This is a genomic window from Paracoccus everestensis, from assembly GCF_021491915.1.
In the GTDB taxonomy this organism is placed as follows: domain Bacteria; phylum Pseudomonadota; class Alphaproteobacteria; order Rhodobacterales; family Rhodobacteraceae; genus Paracoccus; species Paracoccus everestensis.
The window spans coordinates 2,777,535-2,802,653 of sequence record NZ_CP090836.1; the positions used below are offsets into that span (position 1 = coordinate 2,777,535).

A 25,119-nucleotide genomic window follows, 5' to 3' on the forward strand; every position below is an offset into this window, starting at 1 on the left:
CTTGGCGCTAAGCCACCGCCGAACCAGATGCGAGGCCCCCATGTCCCGTCCCGTGCCGATCAGACGCGCCCTGATTTCCGTTTCAGACAAGACCGGGCTGATCGACTTTGCCCGCAAGCTGGACGCCCGGGGGATCGAGATCCTGTCCACCGGCGGCAGCGCGAAATCGCTGCGCGAGGCGGGGCTGACGGTGGTGGACGTGGCCGATGTGACGGGCTTTCCCGAAATGATGGACGGTCGGGTCAAGACGCTGCACCCGGCGGTCCACGGCGGGCTGCTGGCCCTGCGCGACAATGCCGAACACTTGGCCGCGATGGAGGCGCATGGCATCGGTCCCATCGACCTGCTGGTCGTGAACCTTTATCCCTTCGAGGAAACGGCAGCGAAAGGTGCAGGCTATGACGACTGCATCGAGAATATCGACATCGGCGGCCCGGCGATGATCCGGGCTGCGGCCAAGAACCATGGCTTTGTCACCGTGATCGTGGATGTGCAGGATTACGACGCGCTGCTGGCGGAACTGGACGCCAACGATGATCGCACCACCCTGGCCTTTCGCCAGCGCCAGGCCCAGATCGCCTATGCCCGCACCGCCGCCTATGACGCTGCCGTCAGCACCTGGCTGGCGGGCGCCATCGGCGACGAAACGCCGCGCCGCCGCGCCTTTGCGGGCACCTTGTCCCAACCCCTGCGCTACGGCGAGAATCCGCATCAGGGGGCGGCCTTCTATGTCACCGGCGAGAACCGCCCGGGCGTTGCCACGGCGCGTCAGTGGCAGGGCAAGGAACTGTCCTACAACAACATCAACGACACCGACGCGGCATTCGAGTTGGTGGCGGAATTCGACCCGGCGGAAGGCCCTGCCTGCGCGATCATCAAGCACGCCAATCCCTGCGGCGTCGCGCGGGGCGACAGCGCGCTCGATGCCTATAAGCGGGCCTTCGATTGCGACCGGACCTCGGCCTTTGGCGGCATCATCGCGCTGAACGGGACGCTGGACGGCGCCACTGCCGAGGAGATCGCGAAGATCTTCACCGAGGTCGTGATCGCCCCCGACGCTGACGAGGATGCGAAGCGCATCTTTGCCGCCAAGAAGAACCTGCGCCTGCTGACCACCGGCGGGCTGCCCGATCCGCAAGCGCCGGGGCTGGCCTTCCGCCAGGTCGCGGGCGGGTTCCTGGTCCAGGGCCGCGATAACGGCCATGTGGGGCTGCCCGACCTCAAGGTCGTCAGCGACCGTCAGCCGGATGACAGGGAACTGGCCGATATGCTGTTCGCCTGGACCGTCGCCAAGCACGTCAAGTCGAACGCCATCGTTTATGCAAAGGATCGCGCGACCGTGGGCATCGGCGCGGGCCAGATGAGCCGCGTGGACAGCACCCGCATCGGCCGTCGCAAGTCCGAGGACATGGCCGAGGCGCTTGGCCTGGCCCAGCCCCTCACGGTCGGCGCGGTTGTCGCCTCCGACGCCTTCTTCCCCTTTGCCGACGGCATTGAGGCCCTGGCCCAGGCTGGCGCCCGCGCCGTGATCCAGCCCGGCGGGTCCATGCGCGACGACGAGGTGATCGCGGCGGCGAACCGCCTGGGCCTGGCGATGGTGTTCACCGGCCAGCGGCATTTCCGGCACTGATGCAACAGGAACTGCCCCTGGACCCGCCGGCACCGGCTGCCGTCCAACCGGCTGCAAAGGCCCGGCGCCCCCGCGCACCGAAAAAACCGCAGCCTCCGGCCCGCACCGACATGAGGCTGGTGATCTGGGTCGCGGCGACGATCTTCGTGGTCGACCAGGTGCTGAAATACTGGGTCGTCCATGTGCTGCAACTGGACCGCATCCGAGCGATCGACGTTCTGCCCCCCTGGCTGAACCTGCGCATGGCCTGGAACCAGGGTGTCAATTTCGGGCTGATGGCATCCGACACCGGCGTGACGAAATGGATCCTGGTCGCGGTCGCGCTTGCCATCGTCGCCTGGGTCTGGATCTGGATCTGGCGCAGCGATGCCGGGGCGCTTGCACGCATTGCGGCGGGGATGCTGATCGGCGGCGCGCTTGGCAATGTCATCGACCGGTTGCTGTATGGCGCGGTCGCGGATTTCCTGAATATGTCCCTGCCCGGCTGGCAGAACCCCTACAGCTTCAACGTGGCCGACATCGCCATCTTTGCGGGCGCCATTGGCCTGGTGCTGGTGCCGCAGAAGAAGCAGCCAGAAAAGCCGGTCCGAAAGCCTCGTGACAAGACCCGTGACGGCACCGGCAAATCCGGCTAGAACGGGCGCAAGGAATAAAGGGGCAGGTTCATGCAGGCTTTCGTCAAGGGCATCGCCGTCGCGGGCGTCATGGGGCTGGGCGCCTGCGGCAGCAACCAGTTGATGAATATCGAAACCGGCCAGAACAGCCCGGACGAATTCGCCATCCTGCCGACCCGCGCCTTGTCCATGCCGCCCAACCTGGCGCTGCTGCCCGCCCCCACGCCGGGCGGGGCCAACATCACCGACCCGAACCCCAATGCCGACGCGGTGGCTGCGCTTGGCGGCAATCCCGCGCGGCTGGCGAACCAAGGCGTCGCCGCAGCGGACGGGGCACTGATCGCCCATGCCACACGGCGCGGCACCGACCCCGCGATCCGCGAACGCCTGGCCGAATCTGACGCCGAATGGCGGTCGCGCAACAAGCGCCGCCCGCTTGAGGCGCTGTTCGGCACCACCGTCTATCAGCGGGCCTATCGTCCCCTGGCGCTTGATTCGCAGACCGAACAGCAACGCTGGCAGCGTGCGGGCGCGATCACCCAGACCTCGCCCGCCCCGCCCGAGGAATGACGGCGGATTTCGATCCGGCGCATCCCGATTTCGGCGAAAATCCCTGGCCTGCCTATGCCCGGCTGCGGGCGGCACCCGGCCTGCCGCTGTGGAACGGGTTTCACCTGGCCACGCGGTTCGCGGATGTGCAGGCCATCGCCTTCGACCGACGGATGGTGCGGGGCACGGGCTTCATGGACCCCGGTGCCAGGCGGCAGGTGCAGGTGACCGGGAATTTCCACGATATGCCGTTTCACGAACGCTTCGTGCAGACATCAATGCTGGAATTGGACGGGCCGGACCATGACCGGCTGCGGCGCGCGGTGTTTCCATTCTTTACCAAGACCCGGCTGGAAAGCCTGCGGCCCTTTGTCACGCATTGGGTCGATGCCGCGCTTGACCGCCTGCTCCCGCAGGGCGGCTTTGATTTCGTCGCCGATCTGGCGGCCCATCTGCCGGGACAGGTGATCGGCCACCTGATCGGCACCGACCCCGCGCTTGCCCCGCAGATGACGCGGTGGTCGGACGACACCGTCAGCTATTTCGATGTCAGCCGCCGCACCCCAGACCGCAAGAAGCGGGCCGAGACGGCGGCGCGGCTGTTCCATGACGCGCTGCAAGACCTTTATGCCGCCCGCAAGGCCCGGCCCCGCGACGACCTGATAAGCGCGATGACCAGGGTCAAGGGCGCGGGCCTGCTGTCCCATGACGAACTGATCGCCACGGTGATGCAGATCCTGCACGCAGGCCACGGATCGACCATCGACGTGATGGGCAGCGGGCTGCACGCGCTGATGTCCCACCCGGACCAGTTGGCCCGGCTGCGGGCGGACCCCGGCCTGATGCCGACGGCGGTTCAGGAAGTGTTCCGCTTTGCGCCGCCGCTGATCTTCTTTCACCGCCACGCATCCGAGGATCTGGCGATCTGCGGGCAGGATTGGCCAAAGGGAACGACCTTTGGCCTTCTTTATGCCAGTGCCAACCGCGATCCCGCCGCCTTTGCGGATCCCGACCGTTTCGACGTGGGCCGCAAGCCGAACCTGCATCTGGCCTTTGGGGCCGGTCCCCATGTCTGCCTGGGCAACAACCTTGCGCGGTTGAACATGGAGATCCTGTTCACCGCCCTGCTGGCCCGGACCCGCGGCATCTTCCCTGCCGGTTTGGCGACCTGGAAGACCGGGCTGCAATCCCATGGTCCGGCCAGCCAGCCCGTTCATGTGACGACACATTAGCGTGTGACAGGTTGCGCAAGCGGCCCTCATTGGTCAGATTTTGCCCTGACCAAGGAGGTTCCGCCCCCATGCTTCGACCGACCCTGCCCACCTTGCTGGCCCTGGCTGTCAGCACCCTGCCCGCGCTTGCCGAAACGCCGTCCCCCGAAAACAACGGCGTCACCCATTTCACCCTGCCCAACGGCCTTGAAACCGTCGTGATCGAGGATCACCGCGCCCCTGTGGTGGTGCAGATGGTTTGGTACCGGATCGGATCGGCGGACGAGCCGCCCGGCAAGTCGGGGATCGCGCATTACCTGGAACACCTGATGTTCAAGGGCACCGAAAAACTGGAGCCGGGCGAGTTGTCCAAGACCGTGACTGCCAATGGCGGCATGGACAACGCCTTCACCAGTTACGACTATACCGCCTATTTCCAGCGCATCGCCTCGGACCGCCTGCCGCTGGTGATGGAGATGGAGGCCGACCGGATGGCCAACCTGCGCATCGGCGAGGATGACTGGCAGGCCGAACGGCAAGTGGTTCTGGAGGAACGGGCGCAGCGCGTGGACAGCGATCCCGGATCCCTGTTCGCCGAGGAACGCAACGCCACGCTGTTCTATAACCACCCTTACGGCCGCCCGGTGATCGGCTGGCGTGCCGAGATGGAGGGGCTGACGCGCGACGATGCCTTGGCCTGGTATGACAACCATTATTCCCCGAACGAGGCGATCCTGATCCTGGCGGGCGACGTGACGCCCGAAAAGGCCCGCGAACTGGCCGAGAAATACTATGGCCCGATCCCGGCCAAGGGAGAGGCCGAGCCGCGCATCCGCCCGCAGGAACCCGATCAGCGGTCGCCGCGCCGGATGGAGATGACCGATCCCCGCGTGCCGCAACCGGTGATGACGCGCAGCTATCTGGCCCCCGAACGCAATCCCGGCGACCAGGCGGATGCCGCCGCCCTGACCGTGCTGGCGGAACTGCTGGGCGGTTCCATGCAGACATCCGTCCTGGGGCAGGAACTGGCCATGAAGGGCAAGGCGCTGTGGGTGAACGCGGGCTATGACGGGTTTTCCGTCGATCCGACCAACTTCGGCATCTCTCTGGTCCCTGCCGACGGCATGGCGCCGGACAAGGCCGAGGCCGAACTGGACCGCGTGCTGGCGCAATTCCTGGAAACCGGTCCGGACCAGGCTGACCTGGACCGGGTCAAGACCCAGATCGAGGCCGCGCGGGTCTATACGCTCGATTCGGCCCATGGGCGTGCCTATGATTATGGCCAGGGGCTGGCCACCGGGCTGACGGTCCAGGACGTGAACGACTGGCCCGATATCCTGGCCGCAGTCACGGCCGATGACGTGATGCAGATGGCCCGTCAGGTGCTGGGCAGCGAGGCCACCGTGACCGGCTGGCTTCTGCCCCCTCCGGCGGATGCGGTCCCAACGCCGGCAGCCAATACCCCCACCGACACCCCCAGCCCCGAGGTGCAAGGATGATCCGCGCCGCCATTGCCCTGTTCCTTGCCGTTCTGGCCGTCCCGGCCCATGCCATCGACATCCAGGCCGTTACATCCCCCGGCGGCATCAAGGCCTGGCTGGTCCAGGACGACACGATCCCCTTTGTTGCCGTGGAATTTGCCTTCAAGGGCGGCGCCAGCCTGGACCAGCCCGGCAAGCGCGGCGCCATCAACCTAATGGCCGCCACGCTGGAGGAAGGCGCAGGCAGCCGCGATTCCGTGGCATTCGCCCAGGCGGTCGAGGATCTGGGCGCCCGGTTTTCCTTCGACGCGGGCGACGATTCGCTGTCCGTCGGGATGCGCGCGCTGTCCGAAAACCGCGACGAGGCCGCAGCCCTGTTGGCCGAGGCGCTGACCCAGCCCCGCTTCGACGACGCGGCGATTGAACGCGTCCGCGCGCAGGTGCAATCGATCATCCGGTCCGAGGCGACGGATCCGCAATCCATCGCCGCCAAGGAAATGTCGCGGCAGGCCTGGGGCGACCATCCCTATGCGACCTCCCTCAACGGGACGGAGGATTCCGTGGCGGCCCTGACGCGGCAGGATCTGGTGGCCGCCAAGAATCGCGTGCTGGCCCGCGACCGCGTGGTGGTGGGGGCCGCAGGCGACATATCGCCCGAGGAACTGGGCCTTTTGCTGGACAAGGTGCTGGGCGGCCTGCCCGAACAGGGGACTGCGCCCTTGCCGGAACCTGCCCGACTGCAACTGACCGGCGGGGTCACGGTGATCGACTGGGACAGTCCGCAGACCGTTGTCAGCTTTGCGGGGCCGGGTCTGCCCATCGACGATCCCGACTACTTCGCGGCCTTTGTCGCCAACCATATCCTGGGCGGCGGCGGCTTCAGCTCCCGCCTAATGGAGGAGATCCGCGAAAAGCGCGGGCTGACCTATGGCGTGGGCACGACGCTGGCCACCGGGGTTTACGGCCAGACCTGGCGAGGCGGCATGGCCGGGTCGAACGCGACCACCGGCGAGGCGGTCGATCTGATCAAGGCTGAATGGGACCGCATGGCGCAGGGCGTGACCGACCGGGAACTGACCGACGCCAAGACCTATCTGACCGGCGAATATCCCCTGCGCTTTGACGGCAACGGCAGCATCGCGGGGATTCTGGCCGGGATGCAGTTGATCGGCTTTCCCATTGACTATGTGAACACCCGAAACGCCAAGGTCGAGGCCGTCACGGCAGAGGACGTAAAGCGTGTCGCGGAAGAATTGCTGGCTGCGGACAAGCTGCGCTTTGTGCTGGTGGGCCGGCCCGGGGGGATCGAGGCCACGGACAGGACCGATGCGGCCAAGGTCGTGAACTGACCACCCGCCGGGGGACTTCACGTCCCCCGGACCCCCTGTGGGATATTTGGACCAAGGCAAGGACCGGCAGGGCAAGGGACACGGGAATCGCTGGCTCCACCGCCCTGCCCCTGCTAGATTTGGGTGCATGAACACCCATGACCCCCATATCCGGCCAGTCATTCGGCAACTGGACGAAGCGGTCGCCAACCGTATCGCGGCGGGCGAGGTGGTGGAACGGCCCGCCTCGGCGGTCAAGGAACTGGTGGAAAACGCCCTTGATGCCGGAGCCTCACGCATCGACATCGCCATCGAGGACGGCGGCAAGCGGCTGATCCGGGTTTGCGACGATGGCTGCGGCATGGCGCCTGGCGACCTGCCCTTGGCCTTGTCGCGCCACGCCACCAGCAAGATCGACGGATCGGACCTGCTTGCGATCCGCAGTTTCGGCTTTCGGGGCGAGGCGCTGCCGTCCCTGGGCGCGGTGGGCCGGTTGACCATCACGTCGCGGACGCGGGGCGGGGATGGCGCGGTGATCGCGGTGGCGGGGGGCAAGGTCGCGCCAGTGCGTCCGGCGGCGGCCAATCCTGGCACGGTCGTGGAACTGCGCGATCTGTTCTTTGCGACGCCCGCCCGTCTGAAATTCCTGCGCGGCGACCGGGCCGAGACGATGGCCGTGGCCGATTGCATCCGCCGCCTGGCCATGGCCGAGCCTTTCGTGGGCTTCACGCTGACGGCGGACGGCAAGGAAATCTTTCGCGCCGATGCCGAAGGGGGCGAATTGTTCGGCGCCTTGCAGACCCGGCTGTCGCGCGTGATGGGCAGGGACTTCATCGACAATGCCCTTGCCATCGACGCCCAACGCGACGGGCTGGTCCTGACGGGCTTTGCCGCCCTGCCCACCTGGTCACGCGGCGCGGCAGTGGCGCAGCATCTGTATGTGAACGGCAGGCCTGTGCGAGACAAGCTGCTGACGGGCGCCTTGCGGGCGGGATACATGGATGTGCTGGCATCGGGGCGCCATCCGGCGGCGGTGCTGTATCTGGCCTGCGACCCGCAGCTTGTCGATGTGAACGTCCATCCCGCCAAGGCCGAGGTCCGTTTCCGTGATCCCCAGGCCGCGCGGGGCCTGGTGGTCAGCGCCTTGCGCCACGGGCTGGCCGGTGCGGGGCATCGCGCCTCGTCAACGGTGGGGGACGCAACGCTGGCGGCCTTCAGCGCCGAACCCCGCGCTTATCGGGCGGACTATCGGCCCTCGGCCACGGCGATCCGGGCCAGCCTTGATTTGCAGGCACCGGTTCCGGGCTTTGCCGAGGCACCCTCGGCCCGGACCGAGGAACCCGCTGCGCCAACGGACGCCCCCCTGGGCGCCGCACGGGCGCAGATCCATGAGAACTATATCATCGCCCAGACCGGGGACGGTGTGGTGATCGTCGATGGGCACGCGGCCCATGAGCGGCTGGTTTACGAACGGCTGAAGGCGCAGGCGGCGGCCACCGGCATTGCCCGCCAGGCCCTGCTCATCCCCGAGATCGTGGATCTGTCCGACGCCGATGCGGCGCGGATCCTGTCAGTCGCGGGCGATCTGGCGGATCTGGGCCTAGTGATCGAACCCTTTGGCGGGGGCGCCGTCGCGGTGCGCGAAACCCCGGCAATGCTGGCAAGACTGGACGTAGCCGCGCTGATCCGCGACATCTTGGACGATCTGGCGGACCAGGGCGCATCGGACCGGCTGCAGGGGCGCCTGGATGCGGTTCTGTCGTCGATGGCCTGCCATGGATCGGTCCGGTCCGGGCGCCGCATGACCGCCGATGAGATGAACGCGCTGTTGCGCGACATGGAACGCACGCCCCGTTCCGGCCAGTGCAACCATGGCCGCCCGACCTGGGTCAAGCTGCGCCTGTCCGATATCGAGCGGCTGTTCGGCCGCAAGGATTGACCGCCGCCCCGGACGGCGCGACAGTCGGCGCAATCAACGGAGCATCGCCATGCTGCATATCAGTCCCGACAAGATCGCCCATATCATCATCCGCGCCCGCCAATACGACAGCGGCGTCAACCCCTGGGCACATTCAGGCAGCAGGGCGCAGCACGGGGTGCAATCCGAACTGCGCGATTTCATCGCCAACCTGAACGAGGACGAACAGGCCAGCCTTGTCGCGGTGATGTGGATCGGCCGCGAAAGCTTCGAACCCGAGGAACTGGAGGAAGCCATCCAGACCGCCCGTGTCGAACGCACCACCCCGACCGAGGATTACCTGATGGGCGAACCCCGGCTGGCCGATCTGCTGGAATCCGGTCTGGAAGCCCTCGGCATCTCGCCCGAGGATGCCGAGGACGACCTGAACCGTCCGGTTTGATCAGCGCGCGGGCGTGACGCGGATCAGCCGGCCATTGTCCTCGTCCGTCAGCAGCATCAGGGCGCCGTCGCGGGCAACCTCGACCTCGCGCACGCGGCCGATGCCTTGCAGGTGGCGCGCCTCGCCGGTCACGCGGTCGGCCTCCATTTCCAGGCGCACCAGATCGTTGGACTTCAGCCCGCCGATCAGCAGGTCGCCCTGCCAGTCGGGGAACATCTCGCCGTCATAGAAGGTCATCTGGCCCGGCGCGATCACGGGATCCCAGTAGTAGACGGGCAGTTCAGTGCCTTCCAGCTGGGTGATCCCTTCGCCAATGGGACGGCCGCTGTATTCCACGCCATAGGTCACGCGCGGCCAGCCATAGTTGCGGCCCGCCTGGGGCAGGTTCAATTCGTCCCCGCCCTTGGGGCCATGCTCGATGGTCCACAGCCTGCCCTGATCGTCAAGCGCCGCGCCCTGGAGGTTGCGGTGCCCCCAGGACCAGATTTCGGGCAATGCCTCGGCCACGCCGGGATCGCCCATCGGCGCGCCCGTCTCGGGGTTGATGCGGATGACCTTGCCCAGGGTCGTGGTGACGTTCTGGGAATAGACGCGCGAGTCAGGGTTCGAGCGTTCGCCAGTGGTCACGAACAGCCCGCCCTGCCCGTCATGGACCAGGACAGAGCCGTAATGCTTGGTCGAATCCCAGGCGGGCTGCTGTTGCCAGATCACCTGCGTGCCGTCCAGCGTGCTGCCATCGGCAGACAGGGTGCCGGTGCCAACCGCGGTGGCGGTCTTGCCGTCCTCGCGCGGCTGGGCGAAGCTGATCCAGACGCGGCGCGTATCGGCGAAGTCTTCGGCCACGGTCACGTCCAGCAGCCCGCCCTGGTCGCGGGTGTCGATGTCCGGCAGCCCGCCGATCGGATCGGACAGCGCGCCGTCCGCGCCCACCATGCGCAGGTTGCCCGCGCGTTCCGTCACCAGCCAGGCGCCGTCCGGCAATTCGGCAAGGCCCCAGGGATGGTCCAGCCCGTCGGCGATCACCGTCTGGTCCAGGGCGATGTCATCGGCCAGCACCGGCGCGCGGGTCTGGTTTTCAAAGGCGGGCTGTTGGTCGGGCGCGTTCGGCGGCGCCGCGTTGAAATCCTGGGCGGTTGCGGTTCCGGCCAGCAGGGCCGCTGCGGTCAGGGTCAGGTGACGGGTCATGGACATAGGGCGCGCGCCTTTTTCCGTATGGGAGTGGATTGGGGGTCAAACCCCCTTGCGGAAACGACGTTCCGCCCCTGCCTTCACGTCTGTGTCAGGCGATCCCGATTGTCCCGGAACAGCGCCCCGGCCCGGCCCCACGGCCCCTCGTCGATCCGATCGAGCTGCGCCAGCACAGGCAACAACTGCCCCGCGTAATCCTCCGAGCTTTCGCGCGGCAGAAGCGATGGCAGGTTGTCGATGGCCATCACGTCCAGCGGCGGATTGTCGGCCACCCGCAGCACCGGCTGGTCCCAAGTGGTCGTGCGGTCATAGACCTTGATGGGGGAAAAATCGCTGGCGGGATCGCAGGCCACATCGCCGATGACCGTCAGCCGCCGTCCGGGGGCCACCGCGCTTTCGGGCACGAAGACCGGTGCGCCCGGCTGGGCCAGGATCGCATTGATGAACAGTTCATGCGCCAGAACCTGTGGGAAAGGGCCCCCATGCGCGGTTTCCGCCATGTCCCAGCGGGTGACGGGCACGCCCAAGGCGACCAGCAGGTCGGCCGCACCAGTGCCCACCCGGCCCTTGGCGCCGATCACAAGGGCGTGCGGGCGCGGACGTGCGGTGGCGTCCAGTTGCGCACGCAATTCGTCCAGCCAAAGCTCCTTGTCGGCATAGGCATGGACCGGCCCGCAAAGACCGCCCCCCTGTTGCGCGACCCATGCCTTCAGCGACACGGCCGCCCCCGCATAGCCCGCCCAGTACCCAAAGGCCGCAAGACGGCGTCCGGTATCGTCCGTCAGGTATTCAAGGTCATACAGGTACCCGCCCCCGGCCTGGAACCGGCGCAGCAGAACCTGGCCCGCGGGCTGGCCCTTGAAGGCATGGCCGAACATGACATGGCGGTGGCGCAGGGGAAGGCCGTCGTCGGGCAGTTCCTTCAGGCCGAAGACGATCGCGTCGTCGGGCGCGGTGGGCCAGCTGCCTGGCGGCGCGATCACGGCCCCGGCGCGGGCATAATCCTCGGTCGGCAGGACGCGGTGGGGGCTGTCCTCGACCGTGACGCTGAAGCCTTGCGCGACCAGGCTTGCCACGCCCTCGGGGGTGATGCCTGCCCGTTCCTCGTTCGCGCGGCTTTCGGCCCGCACCCACAGATGTGTCATCGTCGCCTCGATCCTTGGTGGCCCCGTCATCTAGCGCGGGGGCGCCGGGGGCGGCAAGGGAACCCCCATGGCCCGGATGGTGTTCCACCCTGTTCCCATTCCTGTTGCTTGGAGAGTCCGATGATCCTCAGCCGACGCGCCAGCCTGATGCTGGGCCTGGCCGCCAGTGCCGCCACCCTGATGCCGCGCCTTGCCATGGCCCAGACAGCGACGCCGACCTCGTTTTCCTTCCCGGTCGAAGGGGGGCAGGTCGTCTTCCACCCGGTCGATCATGCATCCATGGTGGTCGAGACGCCGGGCGGGGTGATCTATGTCGATCCGGTCGGCGGCGCGGATCTGTATGCCGGGATGCCGCAACCCTCGCTGATCCTGATCACGCATGAGCATGGCGATCACTTCGACCTGCCGACCCTGCAAGCCCTTCCCGCCGTGGCGATCATCGCCAACCCGGCGGTCCACGGGATGCTGCCCGCCGAGATGCAGTCCCGCGCCACCGCCATGGCCAACGGCGATCAGGCCCAGGCCATCGGGATGGGGATCGAGGCCGTGCCCGCCTATAACACCAGCGCCGACAAGCAGCAGTATCACCCCCAGGGGCGCGACAACGGCTATGTCCTGACCATCGGCGGCAAGCGGTTCTATATCGCAGGCGATACCGAGGACACGCCCGAGATGCGCGCCCTGGACAACATCGAGGTCGCTTTCCTGCCCATGAACTTGCCCTATACGATGACCGTCCAGCAGGCAGCGGACGCGGTGGGGGACTTCCGGCCGGTTTCGGTATTCCCCTATCACCACGGGGGCAGCGACGTGCAGGAATTCGCCCGCCTGGTCGAGGGGACGGGCGCAGGCAGCCTGGTCGTTCTTGCCAACTGGTACCCGCGCGGCGAGGCTGGCTGACGGCCCTTCTTTACCGGCGCGGCGCGGCAGGATAGCTAGGCGGCCATGTTGCGATACCTTCTGCGCCGGCTGATCGTGATGGGGCTGAGCCTGCTGGCGGCCTCGGCCCTGATCTTTTCGATCATGGGCCTTGTGCCGGGCGATCCGGCCAGCTTCATGCTGGGGACGGGCGCACAGCCTGAAACGGTGGCCGCATTGCGCCAGCAGTTGGGATTGGACCAGCCCTTCGCCCTGCGATACGCGGCCTGGCTGGGGGCGATCCTGCACGGGGATTTCGGGACCAGCTTCACCTACAAGACGCCGGTTGGCGGGATGATCCTGGACCGGCTGCAGGTCTCGCTGCCCTTGGCGGTATCGGCGTTGATGCTGGCGGTGGCCATGGCCCTGCCGGTCGGGCTTCATGCAGCGGGCCGCCGTGGCAGGCTGGGCGACGGGCTGGCGATGGGCGCGGCACATCTGGGCGTGGCGCTGCCCAACTTCTGGCTGGCGATGCTTCTGGTGCTTGTCTTTGCGGTCAACCTGCAATGGCTTCCCGCCGGGAGCTTTCCCGGCTGGACCGACCCTTTTGCGGCGCTGCGGTCGCTGATCCTGCCCGCCGTGGCCCTTGCCCTGCCGCAGGCCGCGATCCTGGCCCGCGTGCTGCGGTTCGCCTTGGTCGAGACGATGGGCCAGGACTATATCCGCACCGCCCGCGCCAAGGGGCTTACGACAAGCCAGGCCCTGCGGCGCCACGCCTTGCGCAATGCGCTGATCCCGGTGCTGACGATTCTGGGGATGCAGTTCAGCTTCCTGCTGGCGGGCGCGATCATCATCGAGAATGTCTTCTACCTGCCCGGCCTGGGGCGGATGATCTTTCAGGCGATCACCCAGCGCGACCTGATCGTAGTGCAGTCGGCGGTGCTTGTGCTGGTCGGCGCGGTCATCGCCGTGACCTTCGTGGTCGATCTGGCTTATGCCGCCGTGGACCCCCGGCTGCGCCGCGCATGAGGATCGGCCTGATCCTGGGCGCCGTCCTGGCGGGGCTGGCGCTGACGGCGGCTGTCCTGTCGGCCCTGTGGACGCCTTACGACATCACCCGGCTGGCGATCGCGCAAAAGCTGCTGCCGCCTTCCCCGGCGCATTGGCTGGGCACCGATCACCTGGGCCGCGACATCCTGTCAATGGCGATGCTGGGGGCGCAGACCTCGCTGGCGGTGGCGCTTGCGGCGGTCGTGATCGGCATGGGCCTGGGGGTGCCGCTGGGCCTGCTGGCGGCGGCATGGCGCGGGCACTGGCTGGACGACCTGGTGATGCGCGGCAACGACCTGATCTTCGCCTTTCCATCCCTGGTGATCGCCATCCTGATCACAGCGGTCTGGGGACCGTCGGCCACAAACGCCATCATCGCCATCGGCATCTTCAACATCCCTGTCTTTGCCCGCGTCACGCGTGGGGCGGCGCTGCCGATCTGGGTGCTGGACTACATCCGCGCGGCCCGGGTTGCGGGCAAGGGGGCGGCCCTGATCAGCCTGCACCACGTCCTGCCCAACATCGCCAGCCTGCTGATCGTGCAGGCCACGATCCAGTTCAGCCTGGGGATCCTGGCCGAGGCAGGCTTGTCCTATGTGGGCCTTGGCGCGCAGCCCCCTGTCCCAAGCTGGGGCAGGATGCTGGCCGAGGCGCAGACCATGGTGACGCTGGCCCCCCATGTGGCGATCATCCCGGGCCTTTGTATCGTGCTGACCGTGCTGGGGCTGAACCTTCTGGGCGACGGGCTGCGCGATGCCCTGGACCCGCGCCTGCGGGTGATGCGGTGATCCGGCTGGACGACCTGTCCGTCGCCATCGACGGACAGCCGATCCTGGACCGTGTGTCGATGGATCTGGCGCCCCGCACCATCACCGGCCTTGTGGGCGAATCCGGCAGCGGCAAGTCCATGACCGCGCTTGCGATCATGGGTTTGCTGCCGAACCGGGCACGGGCATCGGGCCAGGCGGTGCTGGACGCAGGCAACCTGTTGACACTGCCCGAAGCCAGGATGTGCCGCATCCGGGGCGCGCGGATCGGCATGATCTTCCAGGAACCGATGACGGCTCTCAATCCGCTGATGACCATCGGCGATCAGGTGGCCGAGGTGCTGCGCATCCACCAGGGACTTGACCGCCCCGCAGCCCTGGCCCGCGCACGCGAACGGCTGGACCGCGTGGACCTGCCCAGCCGCCGATTTCCGCTGACGCTTTATCCCCATGAACTGTCCGGCGGACAGCGCCAGCGGGTCGCCATCGCCATGGCCATCGCCCTGCGTCCCGGCCTGCTGATCGCCGACGAACCCACGACGGCCCTGGACGTGACCACGCAGGCGCGAATCCTGGATCTGCTGAAGGGCCTGGTCCGGGACGAAGGCATGGCGCTGCTGCTGATCACGCATGACCTGGCGGTGGTGGCGGGCATGGCCGACCGGGTGGCGGTGATGCAGGGGGGCCGGATCGTCGAAAGCGGCCCGACCGCCGACGTGTTCCGACGCCGCAGCCATCCCCATACCCGGCAGTTGTTCGCGGCGTCGCGTCATGTTCCCGCGCGCGCCCCCCGGCCCCTGGCGGAACCGCTGGTTCAGGTAACGGATGGCGTGCGCGAATACCGCCTGGCCGATGGCGGGTTGCGCGCGCTGAACGGGGTCAGCCTGACCATCGGGCGTGGGGAAAGCGTCGGGCTGGTGGGCGAATCCGGTTGCGGGAAATCGACGCTGGCCCGCGCGATCCTGGGGCTGGATCCCTTGCAGGCTGGGCATATCCGGCTGGATGGGCAGGATGTGACGGCCGGCCGCCGGATGCCGGCCCGGTTGCGCGCGCGGATGCAGGCGGTGTTCCAGGATCCCTTTGGCAGCTTCAACCCCCGCTGGCAGGTGGACCGCCTGCTGGCCGAACCCTTTCACCTGACCGGTCGCCCGCCCGACTGGCGCGACCGCGTGGCCGCCGCGCTGTCCGAGGTGGGCTTGCAGCCCGACGACGCGCGCAAGTTCATCCATGAATTCTCGGGCGGGCAGCGTCAGCGCCTGGCCATCGCCCGCGCCCTGATCATCCGCCCCGCCTTGATCATCCTGGACGAGGCCGTCAGCGCCCTGGATGTCCGCGTCCGCGCGCAGGTTCTGGACCTGCTGGCGCGGCTGCAGGCCGATCACGGATTGTCCTATCTGTTCATCAGCCACGACCTGTCGGTGGTGCGCGGCATGACGGACCGTATCCTGGTCATGCAGGCAGGCCAGATCATCGAGGAAGGTCCACCGGACCAGATCATCGACGCCCCCCGGCACGATCATACGCGCGCCCTGGTGGCAGCGATCCCGCGAATCCCCCCGGACTGGGCCTAGCTCAGGTAACCGCCATCCGCGTCATCGCCCGATTCCTCGACCAGGCGGCCATAATCGGGCAGGATGATGGCACGCTTGCCCGCCAGTTCGATCACGCCGTCGCGTTTCAGCGCGCTGACCTGGCGGCTGACGGTTTCCAGCGTCAAGCCCAGGTAATCGGCCATTGCCTCGCGCGTCAGGGGCAGTTCGATGCGCATCCGCCCGCCCGGATTGCGCTTCAGCAGCGCGGCTTCGCGCCGGGCGATGATGGCGATAAAGGACGCGATCTTTTCCCGCGCGGTCTTGCGGCCCAGCAGCAGCATCCATTCGCGCGCCGCGTCCAGTTCGTCCAGCGTCATTTCCAGCAGCCGGTGCGCGACATGGGGCGTGGTGCGCATCATGTCCTCGAACGGCTTGCGGCGGAAACAGCACAAGACGACCTTGGTGGCGGCCACGGCATTATAGGCGGCGATTTCCCGTTTCGGGCGGCCCAGGAAATCGCTGGGCAGCAGCAGGCCCACCATCTGCGTGCGCCCGTCCTCCAGCGTCTGCGTCAGCGCCGCCACCCCGGTCACGACCGAACCCACGAATTCCATCCGCTCGCCTTCCCAGACGATCGGCTGGCCTGGTTCGAAGGAACGATAGAACTTCATCCCTTCCAGCAGCGAAAGCTCGTCCGTTTCGCACTGCGCGCAGACGGCGCGATAGCGGATGGGACAGTCGCCGCAGCGTTCACCGCCGTCCTGACGGACGGATTTCTGATTGATCTGGGTCAAGGCAATCTCGCGCGTTTCCATCTAATCCTAACCGCATGAGCAATGTTTCGCAACTAAAGCGGTTGGGCCTGTTCGATTCGCGCGTTCCGCGCTACACGAGCTATCCCCCCGCGACACAATTCAAAACCGGCGTGAACGCCAATATGGTCACGGGCTGGCTTGATTCCATCCCCGAGGGCGCGGCGATCTCGCTGTATCTGCACGTGCCGTTCTGCCGCAGGCTGTGCTGGTTCTGCGCCTGCCGGACGCAGGGCACCCAGACGCTGGACCCGGTCATTGCCTATGTGGACACGGTCCTGGCGGAACTGGCGCTGCTACGCCGGCACCTGCCGCGCGGGGTGCGGCTGTCGCGGCTGCACTGGGGCGGGGGCACGCCCACGCTGCTGCCGCCCGACCAGATGCGTCGCGTGGCGGATGCGATCTTCGACGTGGTGCCGATGGCCGAGGGGGGCGAGTTTTCGGTCGAGATCGACCCGTCGGAAATCGACGCGCCGCGCATGGCCGCGCTTGCGGCATCGGGGATGAACCGCGCGTCCATCGGGGTGCAGGACTTCGATCCGAAGATCCAAGAAGCCATCGGGCGGATGCAGTCCTTCGAGCTGACCGGCCAGGCGGTCGATCTGATCCGCAGCCACGATATCGCCAGCCTGAATGCCGACATCCTTTATGGCCTGCCCCATCAGGACCGGAACCGAATTTCGGAAACCGTGCAAAAGCTGCTGGCCCTGTCGCCCGACCGGGTGGCGCTTTACGGCTATGCCCATGTGCCGTGGATGTCCAAGCGCCAGGTGATGATCCCCGAGGATGCCCTGCCCGGCAACGAGGACCGGCTGACCCTGTTCAACACCGCCCGCGACCTGTTCGTGGCCGATGGCTATGCCGAGATCGGGATCGACCACTTCGCCCGTCCCGGCGACGGGCTGGCCCTGGCGCAAAGGGCGGGCCAGTTGCGGCGCAATTTCCAGGGCTATACCGACGACCGGGCCGAGGTGCTGCTGGGGATGGGGGCGTCGTCGATTTCCCGCTTCCCGCAGGGCTATGCGCAGAACGCCCCCGCGACCGGCGCCTATACCGGCCATGTGCGCGAAGGGCGCCTGCCCTATACCAAGGGTCATGCCTTCACCCCCGAGGATCACTGGCGCGGCCGGATGATCGAGCAGTTGATGTGCGATTTCCGCGTCGATGCCGAGGAAATGGTGCGCGATTACGGCCTGACGCCCGCCCGCCTGCAACAGGTCTTCGACCCCGTGATCGCCCAGTTCGGCAACATGGTCGAGGTCGGTCCCTGGGGCCTGCGGATCACGCCGGAAGGCCGTCCGCTGGCGCGCATGGTGGCCAACATGATGGACAGCTATATGGCCGCGCCGACCAGCCATTCGTCCGCCGTGTGAATCCCGCGCGGTGCGTGCAAGCACGCACCCTACGAGTGATCGTGCGCCTTGTGATCCGCGCAACCTTCGGGCGGCTCGATCTCGATGGTGGCATGGGCTATGCCGTGTTCATGGGCCATCAATTCCTTGGCCGCGCGGGTGATCGCGAAATGATCGCCTTGGCCCACCACCAGGTGGACCGATGCCGCCGCGCGTGTCTCGTCAATCTGCCACAGGTGCAGGTGATGGGCATCGCTGACGCCCGGCAGCGCGCGCAGGGCTGACAGGACGGCGCCCGGATCGCTGCCGGGCGGCGCGGCCAGCATCAGGGTGCGGAAGACCGGGCCGATCTCGATCCCGATATGCCACAGGATCACGATGGAAATCACCAAGGTCAGGATCGGGTCCGCCAGATTCCAGCCAAAGGCCCAGATCAGCGCCCCGCCCAGGATCACCGCGACCGACACGCCCGCATCGGCCAGGTTGTGCAGGAAGGCCGCGCGGATATTGGCGCTGTCCTTGGCCGCCCGCCAGACAAACGCGGCGGTGGCCAGATCGACGACCACGGCAAAGGCGGCAAGCCCCATGACCAGACCGCCCGCGACCTGAGGGGGGTCGGACAAGCGGCCAAGCGCCTCGACCGCCAGCCAGACGGATATGGCGATCAGCGCCAGGTAATTGACGAAGGCCGCGACGATTTCCGCCCGGCCCCAGCCAAAGGACCAGTCGGGCGTGGCCGCCCTGCGCGACAGGCGGCGCGCGCCGAAGGCCAGCACAAGCGCCAGGGCGTCGGACAGGTTGTGGATTCCGTCCGCGATCAGCGCGGTGGAATCCGCCGCATAGCCGCCCGCGATCTGCGCCGCCGTCAGCGCCAGGTTGACGATGACCGCCCAGCCGATCGCCGCGTCGCCGTGGTGGCCATGACCGTGCGAATGGCTGTGGCCGTGGCCCATCAATGGGCCTCGGCCCAGTTCGCGCCCTGGCCCGCATCGACGACCAGCGGCACGGACAGCTTCACGGCGGGATCGGCGGCGCCCTCCATCACCGCGCGCGCAGCGACGATCAGGTCGTCAACGGCGTCATCGCGCACTTCGAAGACCAGTTCGTCATGGACCTGCAGCAGCATCCGCGCGGGCAGATGCGCAATGGCCGCGGGCATTCGGATCATCGCGCGGCGGATGATGTCGGCGGCAGCACCCTGGATCGGCGCATTGATCGCCGCGCGCCGTGCGCCGCCGGCGGCGGGGCCGGACTGGTTGATGCCGGGCGTGTTGATGCGCCGGCCGAACAGGGTGCGGACCGATCCATCGGATTTCGCATCGGCCAGCGTGCGGTCCATATAGGCGCGGATTTCCGGGAAACGCTGGAAATAGGTGTCGATGAACTCCTGCGCCTCGGCCCGGGGGATGCGCAGGTTGCGCGACAGGCCGAATGAGGAAATCCCATAGATCACGCCAAAGTTGATCGCCTTGGCGCGGCGGCGGATCATCGGGTCCATGCCTTCCACCGGCACGCCGAACATCTGGCTGGCGGTCATGGCATGGATGTCGATGCCGTCGCGGAAGGCCTGCTTCAGCGCGGGGATGTCGGCCACATGGGCCAGGATCCTCAGTTCGATCTGGCTGTAGTCGAGGCTGACGAGCCGGTGCCCCTCGGCTGCGATGAAGGCTTCGCGGATGCGGCGGCCTTCCTCGGTCCGCACGGGGATGTTCTGCAGGTTCGGGTCGGTGGATGCCAGCCGCCCGGTCTGCGCCCCGGCGATGGAATAGCTGGTGTGGACGCGCCCCGTGTCGGGGTTCACGAAGGTCGGCAGCGCGTCGGTATAGGTCGATTTCAGCTTGGAAATCTGGCGCCAGTCAAGGATGCGCGACGGCAGGTCGTGGCCCTCGGCGGCCAGATCCTCCAGCACGTCGGCGCTTGTGGAAAAGGCGCCGGTCTTGCCGGTCTTGCCGCCGGTCATGCCCATCTTGTCGAACAGGATCTCGCCCAGTTGCTTGGGACTGCCGATGGTGAATTTCTGGCCCGCGAGGGCGTAGATCTCGTCCTCCAATGCCGCCATCTTCTGCGCGAAGGCGCCGGACATGCGGCGCAGCACCTCGGCGTCGATGCGGATGCCGGCCATCTCCATCTCGGCCAGGACGGGGATGATCGGGCGTTCGGTCAGTTCATAGGTGGTCGTCACCCGTTCGACGGGCAGCAGGGGCGCGAAATGCTGATACAGGCGCAAGGTGACATCGGCGTCTTCCGCCGCATAGGGGGCGGCCTTGTCGATGGGCACCTGGGCGAAATTGATCTGCGACTTGCCGGTGCCGATCAACTCCTTGATCGGGACGCACTTGTGGCCCAGGTAACGCTCGGCCAACTCGTCCATGCCGTGATTGTGGGTGCCCGCGTTCAGGGCGTATGACATCAGCATCGTATCGGCCAGCGGCGCCATGCGGATGCCATGGCGGGCCAGCATCTTCCAGTCGTATTTCAGGTTCTGGCCAATCTTCAGGATCGCCGGATCCTCCAGCAGCGGCTTCAGCGCGGCCAGCACGTCGGCCATCGGCAACTGGCCCGCCACGGGGGCGGACTGGCCGAACAGGTCGTCGCCGCCCGCGACATGGCCCACGGGGATATAGCAGGCCTTGCCGGGCGCCACAGCCAGGCAGATGCCCGCCAGATCGGCCTGCATCTCGTCAAGGCCGGTGGTTTCGGTGTCGATCGACACATAACCGGTTTCCCGGATCGCCTGGACCCAAAGGTCAAGGGCAGCACGGTCGGTCACGGTTTCATAGGCCGCGCGGTCGATGGGCGGCAGGTCGGGAACGGCGGGCGCGTCGCGCAAGGGGGCGGACACGACCGCCGGCGCCTCGGTCCCCAGCTTTTCGGCCACGCGGACGGTCAGGGTCCGAAACTCCATTTCCGACAGGAAGGTCAGCAGTTGGGCCGAATCCGGGGCGCGCACTTCCAGGCTTTCCAGCGTGAAATCCAGGGGCGTATTGCAGTCCAGCTCCACCAGCCGTTTCGAGATGCGGATCTGTTCGGCGTGGTCGATCAGGGTCTGGCGGCGCTTGGGCTGCTTGATCTCATCAGCCCGCGCCAGCAGGGTTTCCAGATCGCCGAATTCGGTGATCAACTGGGCGGCGGTCTTGATGCCGATGCCTGGGGCGCCCGGCACGTTGTCGGTCGGATCCCCGGCCAATGCCTGCACGTCCACCACCCGGTCGGGCCAGACGCCGAATTTCTCGAACACCTCGTCTCGGTCGATGGGCTTGTTCTTGATCGGATCCAGCATCTGCACGCCGTCGCCCACAAGCTGCATCAGATCCTTGTCGCTGCTGATGATGGTGACCGCGCCGCCCGCGTCGCGCGCCTTGCAGGACAGGGCCGCGATGATGTCGTCGGCCTCGTACCCCTGGGTTTCGATGCAGGCGATGTTGAAGGCGCGGGTGGCATCGCGGGTCAGGGGGAACTGGGGCCGCAGATCCTCGGGCGGCTCGGGACGATTGGCCTTGTAGGCGTTGTAGATGTCATTGCGGAAGGTCTTGGACGAATGGTCGAAGATCACCGCCGCATGGGTGGGCGCATCGCTGCCCCGTTCGTCGGTGACGTATTTCCACAGCATGTTGCAAAAACCCGCGACCGCGCCCACCGGCAGCCCGTCGGACTTGCGCGTCAGCGGCGGCAGGGCGTGATAGGCCCGGAAGATGAAGGCCGATCCGTCGATCAGGTGCAGGTGGCAACCCTTGCCGAAGCCTTCGACCATGTGCATGTTCCTTTTGTTCCAGGGTCCGGTTCTGGCACGATCGCGCGCCTGTTTCCAGACGCGCCCCAGCCCGGCAGAATGCAGAAGGTGGCAATGCCCAGGATGGTCCGCAAGGGCGACTTGCCCAGCAAGATCTGCGCCTGCTGCGGGCGCCCCTTTGCCTGGCGCAAGAAATGGGCGCTTGACTGGGACCAGGTCCGGTATTGTTCGGACCGCTGCCGGGGGACAAAGGCCCCCCGCCCCGCCAAGCCCTAGTGGTCGTCGTGCGCGTGGTCCCGGTCGATCACGAAACGCTTGTCGCAATAGCCGCAATCGACAAAGCCCGTTTCAGGCGAAATCGCCAGCCAGACACGCGGATGCCCCATGCCCCCGGCATCGTCCCCGTCGCAGGCGACCTTCCAGGTGGTGACGGTCTGGGTCGCGGGCGGGGGCAGCCTCAGTTCGGACAAATCCGTCTGTTCGGTGGACAACGAGTTTTCCGGGGGAATGTATTGCGTCATGGCTGGCCTTCTTGTGGCGGCGGGCGGCATCTGGTCTTATCCCCTGATACCGCAGCGCCGCCTGCCTTCGCAAGCTGTCCGGGGGACAAGACCCATGCCAAACGCCATCGAGATCACCGGCCTGCGCAAGACCTATGCCGCGCAAGGATCGGCCCCCGCCAAGGAGGCGTTGAAGGGGATCGACCTGACCATCCCGGCGGGCAGCATCTTCGGGCTGCTGGGACCGAACGGGGCGGGCAAATCGACGATGATCAATATCCTGGCCGGGCTGGTGAACAAGACGGCGGGCCGCGTCACGATCTGGGGCTTTGACCAGGACGTGAACCCGCGCCAGTCGCGCGCGGCCATCGGGGTGATGCCGCAGGAACTGAACATGGATCCGTTCTTTACCCCTCGCGCCAGCCTGGAAGTGCAGGCGGGCCTTTACGGCGTCCCGAAACGCGAACGCTGGACGGATGAACTGCTGGAACTCGTGGGGCTGGTGGACCAGGCCAATGCCTATGCCCGAAACCTGTCGGGCGGGATGCGGCGGCGCCTGCTGCTGGCCAAGGCCCTGGTGCATCGCCCGCAGATCCTGGTCCTGGACGAACCGACGGCCGGCGTGGACATCACCCTGCGCGAAATGCTGTGGCAGAACGTGCGGGCGCTGAACCGGCAGGGCATGACCATCATCCTGACCACCCATTACCTGGAGGAAGCCGAACAGATGTGCGACGAGATCGCCATCATCAACCACGGCGAACTGGTGGTGCGGCAGGACACGCGCAGCCTGCTGTCGCGCGCCGACGGCAAGACGCTGGTGCTGGACACGGGCGGGCGGATCGCCCTGCCCCCATTGCCGGATGGCGCGCATCCGGAATGGCGCGCCGACGGGCGGCTTGCGATCAGCTATCCCCCGTCGCGGGTGCGCGCCGACCAGCTTCTGGACGCGCTGCGCGGCGCGGGCATCCCGATCCTGGATGTCGCGACCGAGCAGCCCGATCTGGAGGATGTGTTCGTGGAAATGACGCGGGCCTAGCCCTGGCGCGACAGCATCGGTCCCATCACCCGCCCGCCCATGATGTGCAGGTGGTAATGCGGAACCTCTTGCACGCCATGGGGGCCGGTATTGGCAATGGCCCGGAAACCCCCGTTCCCTTGTGCAAGATCCACCCCCTCGGACGCGCAGACCCGGGCGCAAAGGCGCGTGAAGTCCACGATTTCCGCGTCCGAGGCATTGGCCGCGAAATCGTCGAAGCTGACATAGCTGCCCTTGGGGATCACCAGCACATGAACGGGGGCCTGGGGCCGGATGTCGCGGAATGCCAGGGCATGATCGGTTTCGGCCACCTTGTCGCAGGGGATTTCCCCGCGCAAGATTCGGGCAAAGATATTGGTGTCGTCGTAAGCAATGGCCATGGGTGTTCCTGTGGTCAGTCGGTGAACAGATGCGGCGTCTGCGCCAGATCATGCGCGAGGTTTGGCGGAACATCCAGAAACTGCGCGATGGCATGGGCATTGGCGTCCATCGTCGCCGAGGGGGAAAGGATGGCCAGGCGCGAAACCGCCATGTCGCGCAAACGCTCGGCCTCGTGGGCAAGATCGCTGGCCACGACGGGCAGCAGCTCGCGGATCAACGGGTCGGGCGTCGCGGGTCCCGCAAGGCCCGTGCGGCGCATATGGCCGCGCAGATATTCCTCGTCGAAATCGCTGTCGATGAACAGGATCCGCGTTTCCGCCTTGTCGCCCGCGAAATCGGCGATCAGGGTCAGGGCCGAGGGATCCAGGCACAACACCAGCCGGTTCGATGCAAAATCATCCAGCAGCAGCCGGACCAGAGCGCGGCGATGACGCTCGCGCTTGGCCACGGTGGATGCGATGCCGCCCAGATCCGGCAGGCCAGCCTCGCGTTCGTTGAAGATGTAATCAACCGCCGGAATGTCGGTCAGCGCCCGGATCGCCGTTGTCAGCCGCTTGGCGCTGTGCCATTTCTTGGCGACGATCAGGCAGATCGTCTGGTTGCGCCCCGCGCCCTGATCTTCCCAGAACCTCGGGGCGAAACGGCGCCCCACCCGGCCCCGCCCGGTCAGGAACCGGAACAACCGCGGCGCCTCGTTCGAGATGGCGAAGCCCACGCCCTGGGCCTGCCACAGCACCCCCAGCCGGGCGCGCAGGTCCAGCGCATCGGCGCTGATTTTGCGGGCAAACAGGTAATCCTGCCGGATCAGCAGGTCGTAGTGGTCGTTGTAGAAGGTCACCGGCATCCCATAGTCGGTGAACATCAGGCAGGTGGGCGAACGGCGGCGGATTTCGCCCTTGGGCACCAGATGGGCGACCAGGGTCTGGAAGAACGTCTCGTCCGGGATCCAGGTGGTGCGGAAGAAACGCAGAAGCTCGGGCCGTTCCGCGACCAGGCCCAGCACCGCTTCCACCGTCTGCCTGCGCAGGCACCACCATTGCGACCCGATCATGACCTGGATGCCGCGAGGCAGCGGGCGGTCCAGCCGCAACGCTTTCTGCACCGCCATGCTGGCATAGAACAGCCGCTTGCTGCGGCGTTCGTTGAACCAGTGGCGATAGATCAGCCGTTCCGCCTTGATCCCGGTCTTGATCCAGTCGCTGTCGAAGAAATCGAAGGATTCGATATAGTCGCAATCGTCGCGATCCAGGAAGTCGCGCGCATATTCCGCCGATTTAATGGGCATGCAGTCGCCCGACAGCATATAGAAATGCGTGGCCTCGGGGAAGGCGCGCTCGGCCTGTTGCAGGGCGGCAAGGGTGGCGGCCACCAGCGACCATTCGCCCCAGCCGCAACGGATGCGGACCGGCGCAAAGGTCACGCCCGGATGGTCCGACAGTTCCTGGCGGATAAGACGATACCCGTCGGCAGGCGCCCCCCGGTCGTAATGGATCGCCACATAATCGCCCGCGGCCGTCAAGCGGCGCGCCTGATCAACCACGCCTTGCGGATCCTTGTGGGTCAGCAGAATGAAGGCGATACGGGCCATCGGG

23 protein-coding genes are annotated in these 25,119 nt (G+C 66.9%); 15 read left to right on the forward strand and 8 right to left on the reverse strand.

All coding sequences use genetic code 11. The annotated features are described in order from the left end of the window. Positions 1 to 40: 40 nt before the first annotated feature. From purH to LZ585_RS13915, 8 genes are all read left to right on the forward strand, one after another. On the forward strand, positions 41 to 1,630 hold the full coding sequence (gene purH, locus LZ585_RS13880; protein ID WP_234854118.1) for a bifunctional phosphoribosylaminoimidazolecarboxamide formyltransferase/IMP cyclohydrolase: 1,590 nt from the start codon (positions 41 to 43) through the stop codon (positions 1,628 to 1,630). 110 nt (positions 1,631 to 1,740) lie between these two features. Continuing rightward, positions 1,741 to 2,265, forward strand: coding sequence for a signal peptidase II (gene lspA / locus LZ585_RS13885; protein WP_234854119.1), 525 nt, complete (start codon positions 1,741 to 1,743; stop codon positions 2,263 to 2,265). A 30-nt stretch (positions 2,266 to 2,295) separates the two neighbouring features. Next, entirely contained in the window at positions 2,296 to 2,814 is a 519-nt protein-coding gene (locus tag LZ585_RS13890) for a DUF3035 domain-containing protein (protein WP_234854120.1), read from the forward strand. After that, positions 2,811 to 4,025 (forward strand): cytochrome P450, encoded by a 1,215-nt coding sequence (locus LZ585_RS13895; RefSeq protein WP_234854121.1) that lies wholly within the window; start codon positions 2,811 to 2,813, stop codon positions 4,023 to 4,025. Before LZ585_RS13890 ends, LZ585_RS13895 begins: the two co-directional genes overlap by 4 nt. Before the next feature lie 68 nt (positions 4,026 to 4,093). Next, the gene (locus LZ585_RS13900) at positions 4,094 to 5,503 is read left to right on the forward strand and encodes a M16 family metallopeptidase (RefSeq protein ID WP_234854122.1); all 1,410 of its coding nucleotides are present in this window, start codon (positions 4,094 to 4,096) and stop codon (positions 5,501 to 5,503) included. Beyond that, positions 5,500 to 6,834 (forward strand): M16 family metallopeptidase, encoded by a 1,335-nt coding sequence (locus LZ585_RS13905; RefSeq protein ID WP_234854123.1) that lies wholly within the window; start codon positions 5,500 to 5,502, stop codon positions 6,832 to 6,834. Before LZ585_RS13900 ends, LZ585_RS13905 begins: the two co-directional genes overlap by 4 nt. A gap of 127 nt (positions 6,835 to 6,961) precedes the next feature. Further along, a complete protein-coding gene (gene mutL / locus LZ585_RS13910; RefSeq protein ID WP_234854124.1) occupies positions 6,962 to 8,752 on the forward strand; it encodes a DNA mismatch repair endonuclease MutL in 1,791 nt (596 codons plus the stop codon). A 49-nt stretch (positions 8,753 to 8,801) separates the two neighbouring features. After that, positions 8,802 to 9,173 carry a DUF3775 domain-containing protein gene (locus tag LZ585_RS13915; RefSeq protein WP_234854125.1) on the forward strand — a complete coding sequence of 124 codons (372 nt, stop codon included), beginning with the start codon at positions 8,802 to 8,804 and terminating at the stop codon, positions 9,171 to 9,173. Here LZ585_RS13915 and LZ585_RS13920 read toward each other — a convergent pair whose 3' ends face one another. Beyond that, the gene (locus LZ585_RS13920; protein WP_390625121.1) at positions 9,174 to 10,358 is read right to left on the reverse strand and encodes a PQQ-dependent sugar dehydrogenase; all 1,185 of its coding nucleotides are present in this window, start codon (positions 10,356 to 10,358) and stop codon (positions 9,174 to 9,176) included. An 83-nt stretch (positions 10,359 to 10,441) separates the two neighbouring features. Continuing rightward, positions 10,442 to 11,506 carry a saccharopine dehydrogenase gene (locus LZ585_RS13925; protein WP_234854127.1) on the reverse strand — a complete coding sequence of 355 codons (1,065 nt, stop codon included), beginning with the start codon at positions 11,504 to 11,506 and terminating at the stop codon, positions 10,442 to 10,444. Positions 11,507 to 11,626: 120 nt separating this feature from the next. Here LZ585_RS13925 and LZ585_RS13930 point away from each other — a divergent pair, with 120 nt between their 5' ends. From LZ585_RS13930 to LZ585_RS13945, 4 genes are read left to right on the forward strand one after another with little or no spacing between them, the layout of a single operon-like run. Beyond that, positions 11,627 to 12,406 (forward strand): MBL fold metallo-hydrolase, encoded by a 780-nt coding sequence (locus LZ585_RS13930; protein WP_234854128.1) that lies wholly within the window; start codon positions 11,627 to 11,629, stop codon positions 12,404 to 12,406. A 45-nt stretch (positions 12,407 to 12,451) separates the two neighbouring features. Next, positions 12,452 to 13,393, forward strand: coding sequence for an ABC transporter permease (locus LZ585_RS13935; RefSeq protein ID WP_234854129.1), 942 nt, complete (start codon positions 12,452 to 12,454; stop codon positions 13,391 to 13,393). Continuing rightward, positions 13,390 to 14,202: an ABC transporter permease gene (locus LZ585_RS13940; protein ID WP_234854130.1), complete on the forward strand. Its 813-nt coding sequence runs from the start codon at positions 13,390 to 13,392 to the stop codon at positions 14,200 to 14,202. Before LZ585_RS13935 ends, LZ585_RS13940 begins: the two co-directional genes overlap by 4 nt. Continuing rightward, positions 14,199 to 15,752 (forward strand): ABC transporter ATP-binding protein, encoded by a 1,554-nt coding sequence (locus tag LZ585_RS13945; protein ID WP_234854131.1) that lies wholly within the window; start codon positions 14,199 to 14,201, stop codon positions 15,750 to 15,752. Before LZ585_RS13940 ends, LZ585_RS13945 begins: the two co-directional genes overlap by 4 nt. Here the strand turns inward: LZ585_RS13945 and fnrL are convergent. After that, on the reverse strand, positions 15,749 to 16,507 hold the full coding sequence (gene fnrL / locus LZ585_RS13950; RefSeq protein ID WP_315857614.1) for a transcriptional regulator FnrL: 759 nt from the start codon (positions 16,505 to 16,507) through the stop codon (positions 15,749 to 15,751). The genes LZ585_RS13945 and fnrL overlap by 4 nt on opposite strands. 35 nt (positions 16,508 to 16,542) lie before the next feature. Here fnrL and hemN point away from each other — a divergent pair, with 35 nt between their 5' ends. Beyond that, positions 16,543 to 17,898, forward strand: coding sequence for an oxygen-independent coproporphyrinogen III oxidase (gene hemN / locus LZ585_RS13955; protein WP_234854132.1), 1,356 nt, complete (start codon positions 16,543 to 16,545; stop codon positions 17,896 to 17,898). A gap of 29 nt (positions 17,899 to 17,927) precedes the next feature. Here hemN and LZ585_RS13960 read toward each other — a convergent pair whose 3' ends face one another. Next, on the reverse strand, positions 17,928 to 18,830 hold the full coding sequence (locus LZ585_RS13960) for a cation diffusion facilitator family transporter (protein WP_234854133.1): 903 nt from the start codon (positions 18,828 to 18,830) through the stop codon (positions 17,928 to 17,930). Continuing rightward, positions 18,830 to 21,628, reverse strand: coding sequence for a DNA polymerase I (gene polA / locus LZ585_RS13965; protein WP_234854134.1), 2,799 nt, complete (start codon positions 21,626 to 21,628; stop codon positions 18,830 to 18,832). The genes LZ585_RS13960 and polA overlap by 1 nt, the downstream gene beginning before the upstream one ends. A 93-nt stretch (positions 21,629 to 21,721) precedes the next feature. On the opposite strand from polA, the gene LZ585_RS13970 reads away from it, so the two are divergent. Continuing rightward, positions 21,722 to 21,883 (forward strand): DUF2256 domain-containing protein, encoded by a 162-nt coding sequence (locus LZ585_RS13970; RefSeq protein ID WP_234854135.1) that lies wholly within the window; start codon positions 21,722 to 21,724, stop codon positions 21,881 to 21,883. Here LZ585_RS13970 and LZ585_RS13975 read toward each other — a convergent pair. After that, a complete protein-coding gene (locus LZ585_RS13975) occupies positions 21,880 to 22,068 on the reverse strand; it encodes a zinc-finger domain-containing protein (protein ID WP_234855847.1) in 189 nt (62 codons plus the stop codon). The two genes, LZ585_RS13970 and LZ585_RS13975, sit on opposite strands and share 4 nt — an antisense overlap. A gap of 154 nt (positions 22,069 to 22,222) precedes the next feature. On the opposite strand from LZ585_RS13975, the gene LZ585_RS13980 reads away from it, so the two are divergent. Next, complete coding sequence (locus LZ585_RS13980) at positions 22,223 to 23,146, forward strand: ABC transporter ATP-binding protein (RefSeq protein WP_234854136.1); 924 nt, start codon at positions 22,223 to 22,225, stop codon at positions 23,144 to 23,146. On the opposite strand, the gene LZ585_RS13985 is transcribed toward LZ585_RS13980, so the two are convergent. Next, complete coding sequence (locus LZ585_RS13985; protein WP_234854137.1) at positions 23,143 to 23,526, reverse strand: histidine triad nucleotide-binding protein; 384 nt, start codon at positions 23,524 to 23,526, stop codon at positions 23,143 to 23,145. The two genes, LZ585_RS13980 and LZ585_RS13985, sit on opposite strands and share 4 nt — an antisense overlap. Before the next feature lie 14 nt (positions 23,527 to 23,540). Then, positions 23,541 to 25,115 (reverse strand): DUF5928 domain-containing protein, encoded by a 1,575-nt coding sequence (locus LZ585_RS13990; RefSeq protein WP_234854138.1) that lies wholly within the window; start codon positions 25,113 to 25,115, stop codon positions 23,541 to 23,543. Positions 25,116 to 25,119 lie beyond the last annotated feature (4 nt).

Bases quoted from the DNA above. Each gene is read 5' to 3' on its own strand.
- LZ585_RS13890 (WP_234854120.1), top strand. From the start codon at position 2,296: ATGCAGGCTTTCGTCAAGGGCATCGCCGTCGCGGGCGTCATGGGGCTG.
- LZ585_RS13925 (WP_234854127.1), bottom strand. From the start codon at position 11,506: ATGACACATCTGTGGGTGCGGGCCGAAAGCCGCGCGAACGAGGAACGG.
- LZ585_RS13990 (WP_234854138.1), bottom strand. From the start codon at position 25,115: ATGGCCCGTATCGCCTTCATTCTGCTGACCCACAAGGATCCGCAAGGC.
- LZ585_RS13960 (WP_234854133.1), bottom strand. From the start codon at position 18,830: ATGGGCCACGGCCACAGCCATTCGCACGGTCATGGCCACCACGGCGAC.
- polA (WP_234854134.1), bottom strand. From the start codon at position 21,628: ATGGTCGAAGGCTTCGGCAAGGGTTGCCACCTGCACCTGATCGACGGA.
- LZ585_RS13920 (WP_390625121.1), bottom strand. From the start codon at position 10,358: ATGACCCGTCACCTGACCCTGACCGCAGCGGCCCTGCTGGCCGGAACC.
- mutL (WP_234854124.1), top strand. From the start codon at position 6,962: ATGAACACCCATGACCCCCATATCCGGCCAGTCATTCGGCAACTGGAC.
- LZ585_RS13900 (WP_234854122.1), top strand. From the start codon at position 4,094: ATGCTTCGACCGACCCTGCCCACCTTGCTGGCCCTGGCTGTCAGCACC.
- LZ585_RS13940 (WP_234854130.1), top strand. From the start codon at position 13,390: ATGAGGATCGGCCTGATCCTGGGCGCCGTCCTGGCGGGGCTGGCGCTG.
- LZ585_RS13895 (WP_234854121.1), top strand. From the start codon at position 2,811: ATGACGGCGGATTTCGATCCGGCGCATCCCGATTTCGGCGAAAATCCC.
- LZ585_RS13980 (WP_234854136.1), top strand. From the start codon at position 22,223: ATGCCAAACGCCATCGAGATCACCGGCCTGCGCAAGACCTATGCCGCG.
- LZ585_RS13905 (WP_234854123.1), top strand. From the start codon at position 5,500: ATGATCCGCGCCGCCATTGCCCTGTTCCTTGCCGTTCTGGCCGTCCCG.
- LZ585_RS13915 (WP_234854125.1), top strand. From the start codon at position 8,802: ATGCTGCATATCAGTCCCGACAAGATCGCCCATATCATCATCCGCGCC.
- LZ585_RS13970 (WP_234854135.1), top strand. From the start codon at position 21,722: ATGCCCAGGATGGTCCGCAAGGGCGACTTGCCCAGCAAGATCTGCGCC.
- lspA (WP_234854119.1), top strand. From the start codon at position 1,741: ATGAGGCTGGTGATCTGGGTCGCGGCGACGATCTTCGTGGTCGACCAG.
- LZ585_RS13930 (WP_234854128.1), top strand. From the start codon at position 11,627: ATGATCCTCAGCCGACGCGCCAGCCTGATGCTGGGCCTGGCCGCCAGT.
- hemN (WP_234854132.1), top strand. From the start codon at position 16,543: ATGAGCAATGTTTCGCAACTAAAGCGGTTGGGCCTGTTCGATTCGCGC.
- purH (WP_234854118.1), top strand. From the start codon at position 41: ATGTCCCGTCCCGTGCCGATCAGACGCGCCCTGATTTCCGTTTCAGAC.
- LZ585_RS13935 (WP_234854129.1), top strand. From the start codon at position 12,452: ATGTTGCGATACCTTCTGCGCCGGCTGATCGTGATGGGGCTGAGCCTG.
- LZ585_RS13985 (WP_234854137.1), bottom strand. From the start codon at position 23,526: ATGGCCATTGCTTACGACGACACCAATATCTTTGCCCGAATCTTGCGC.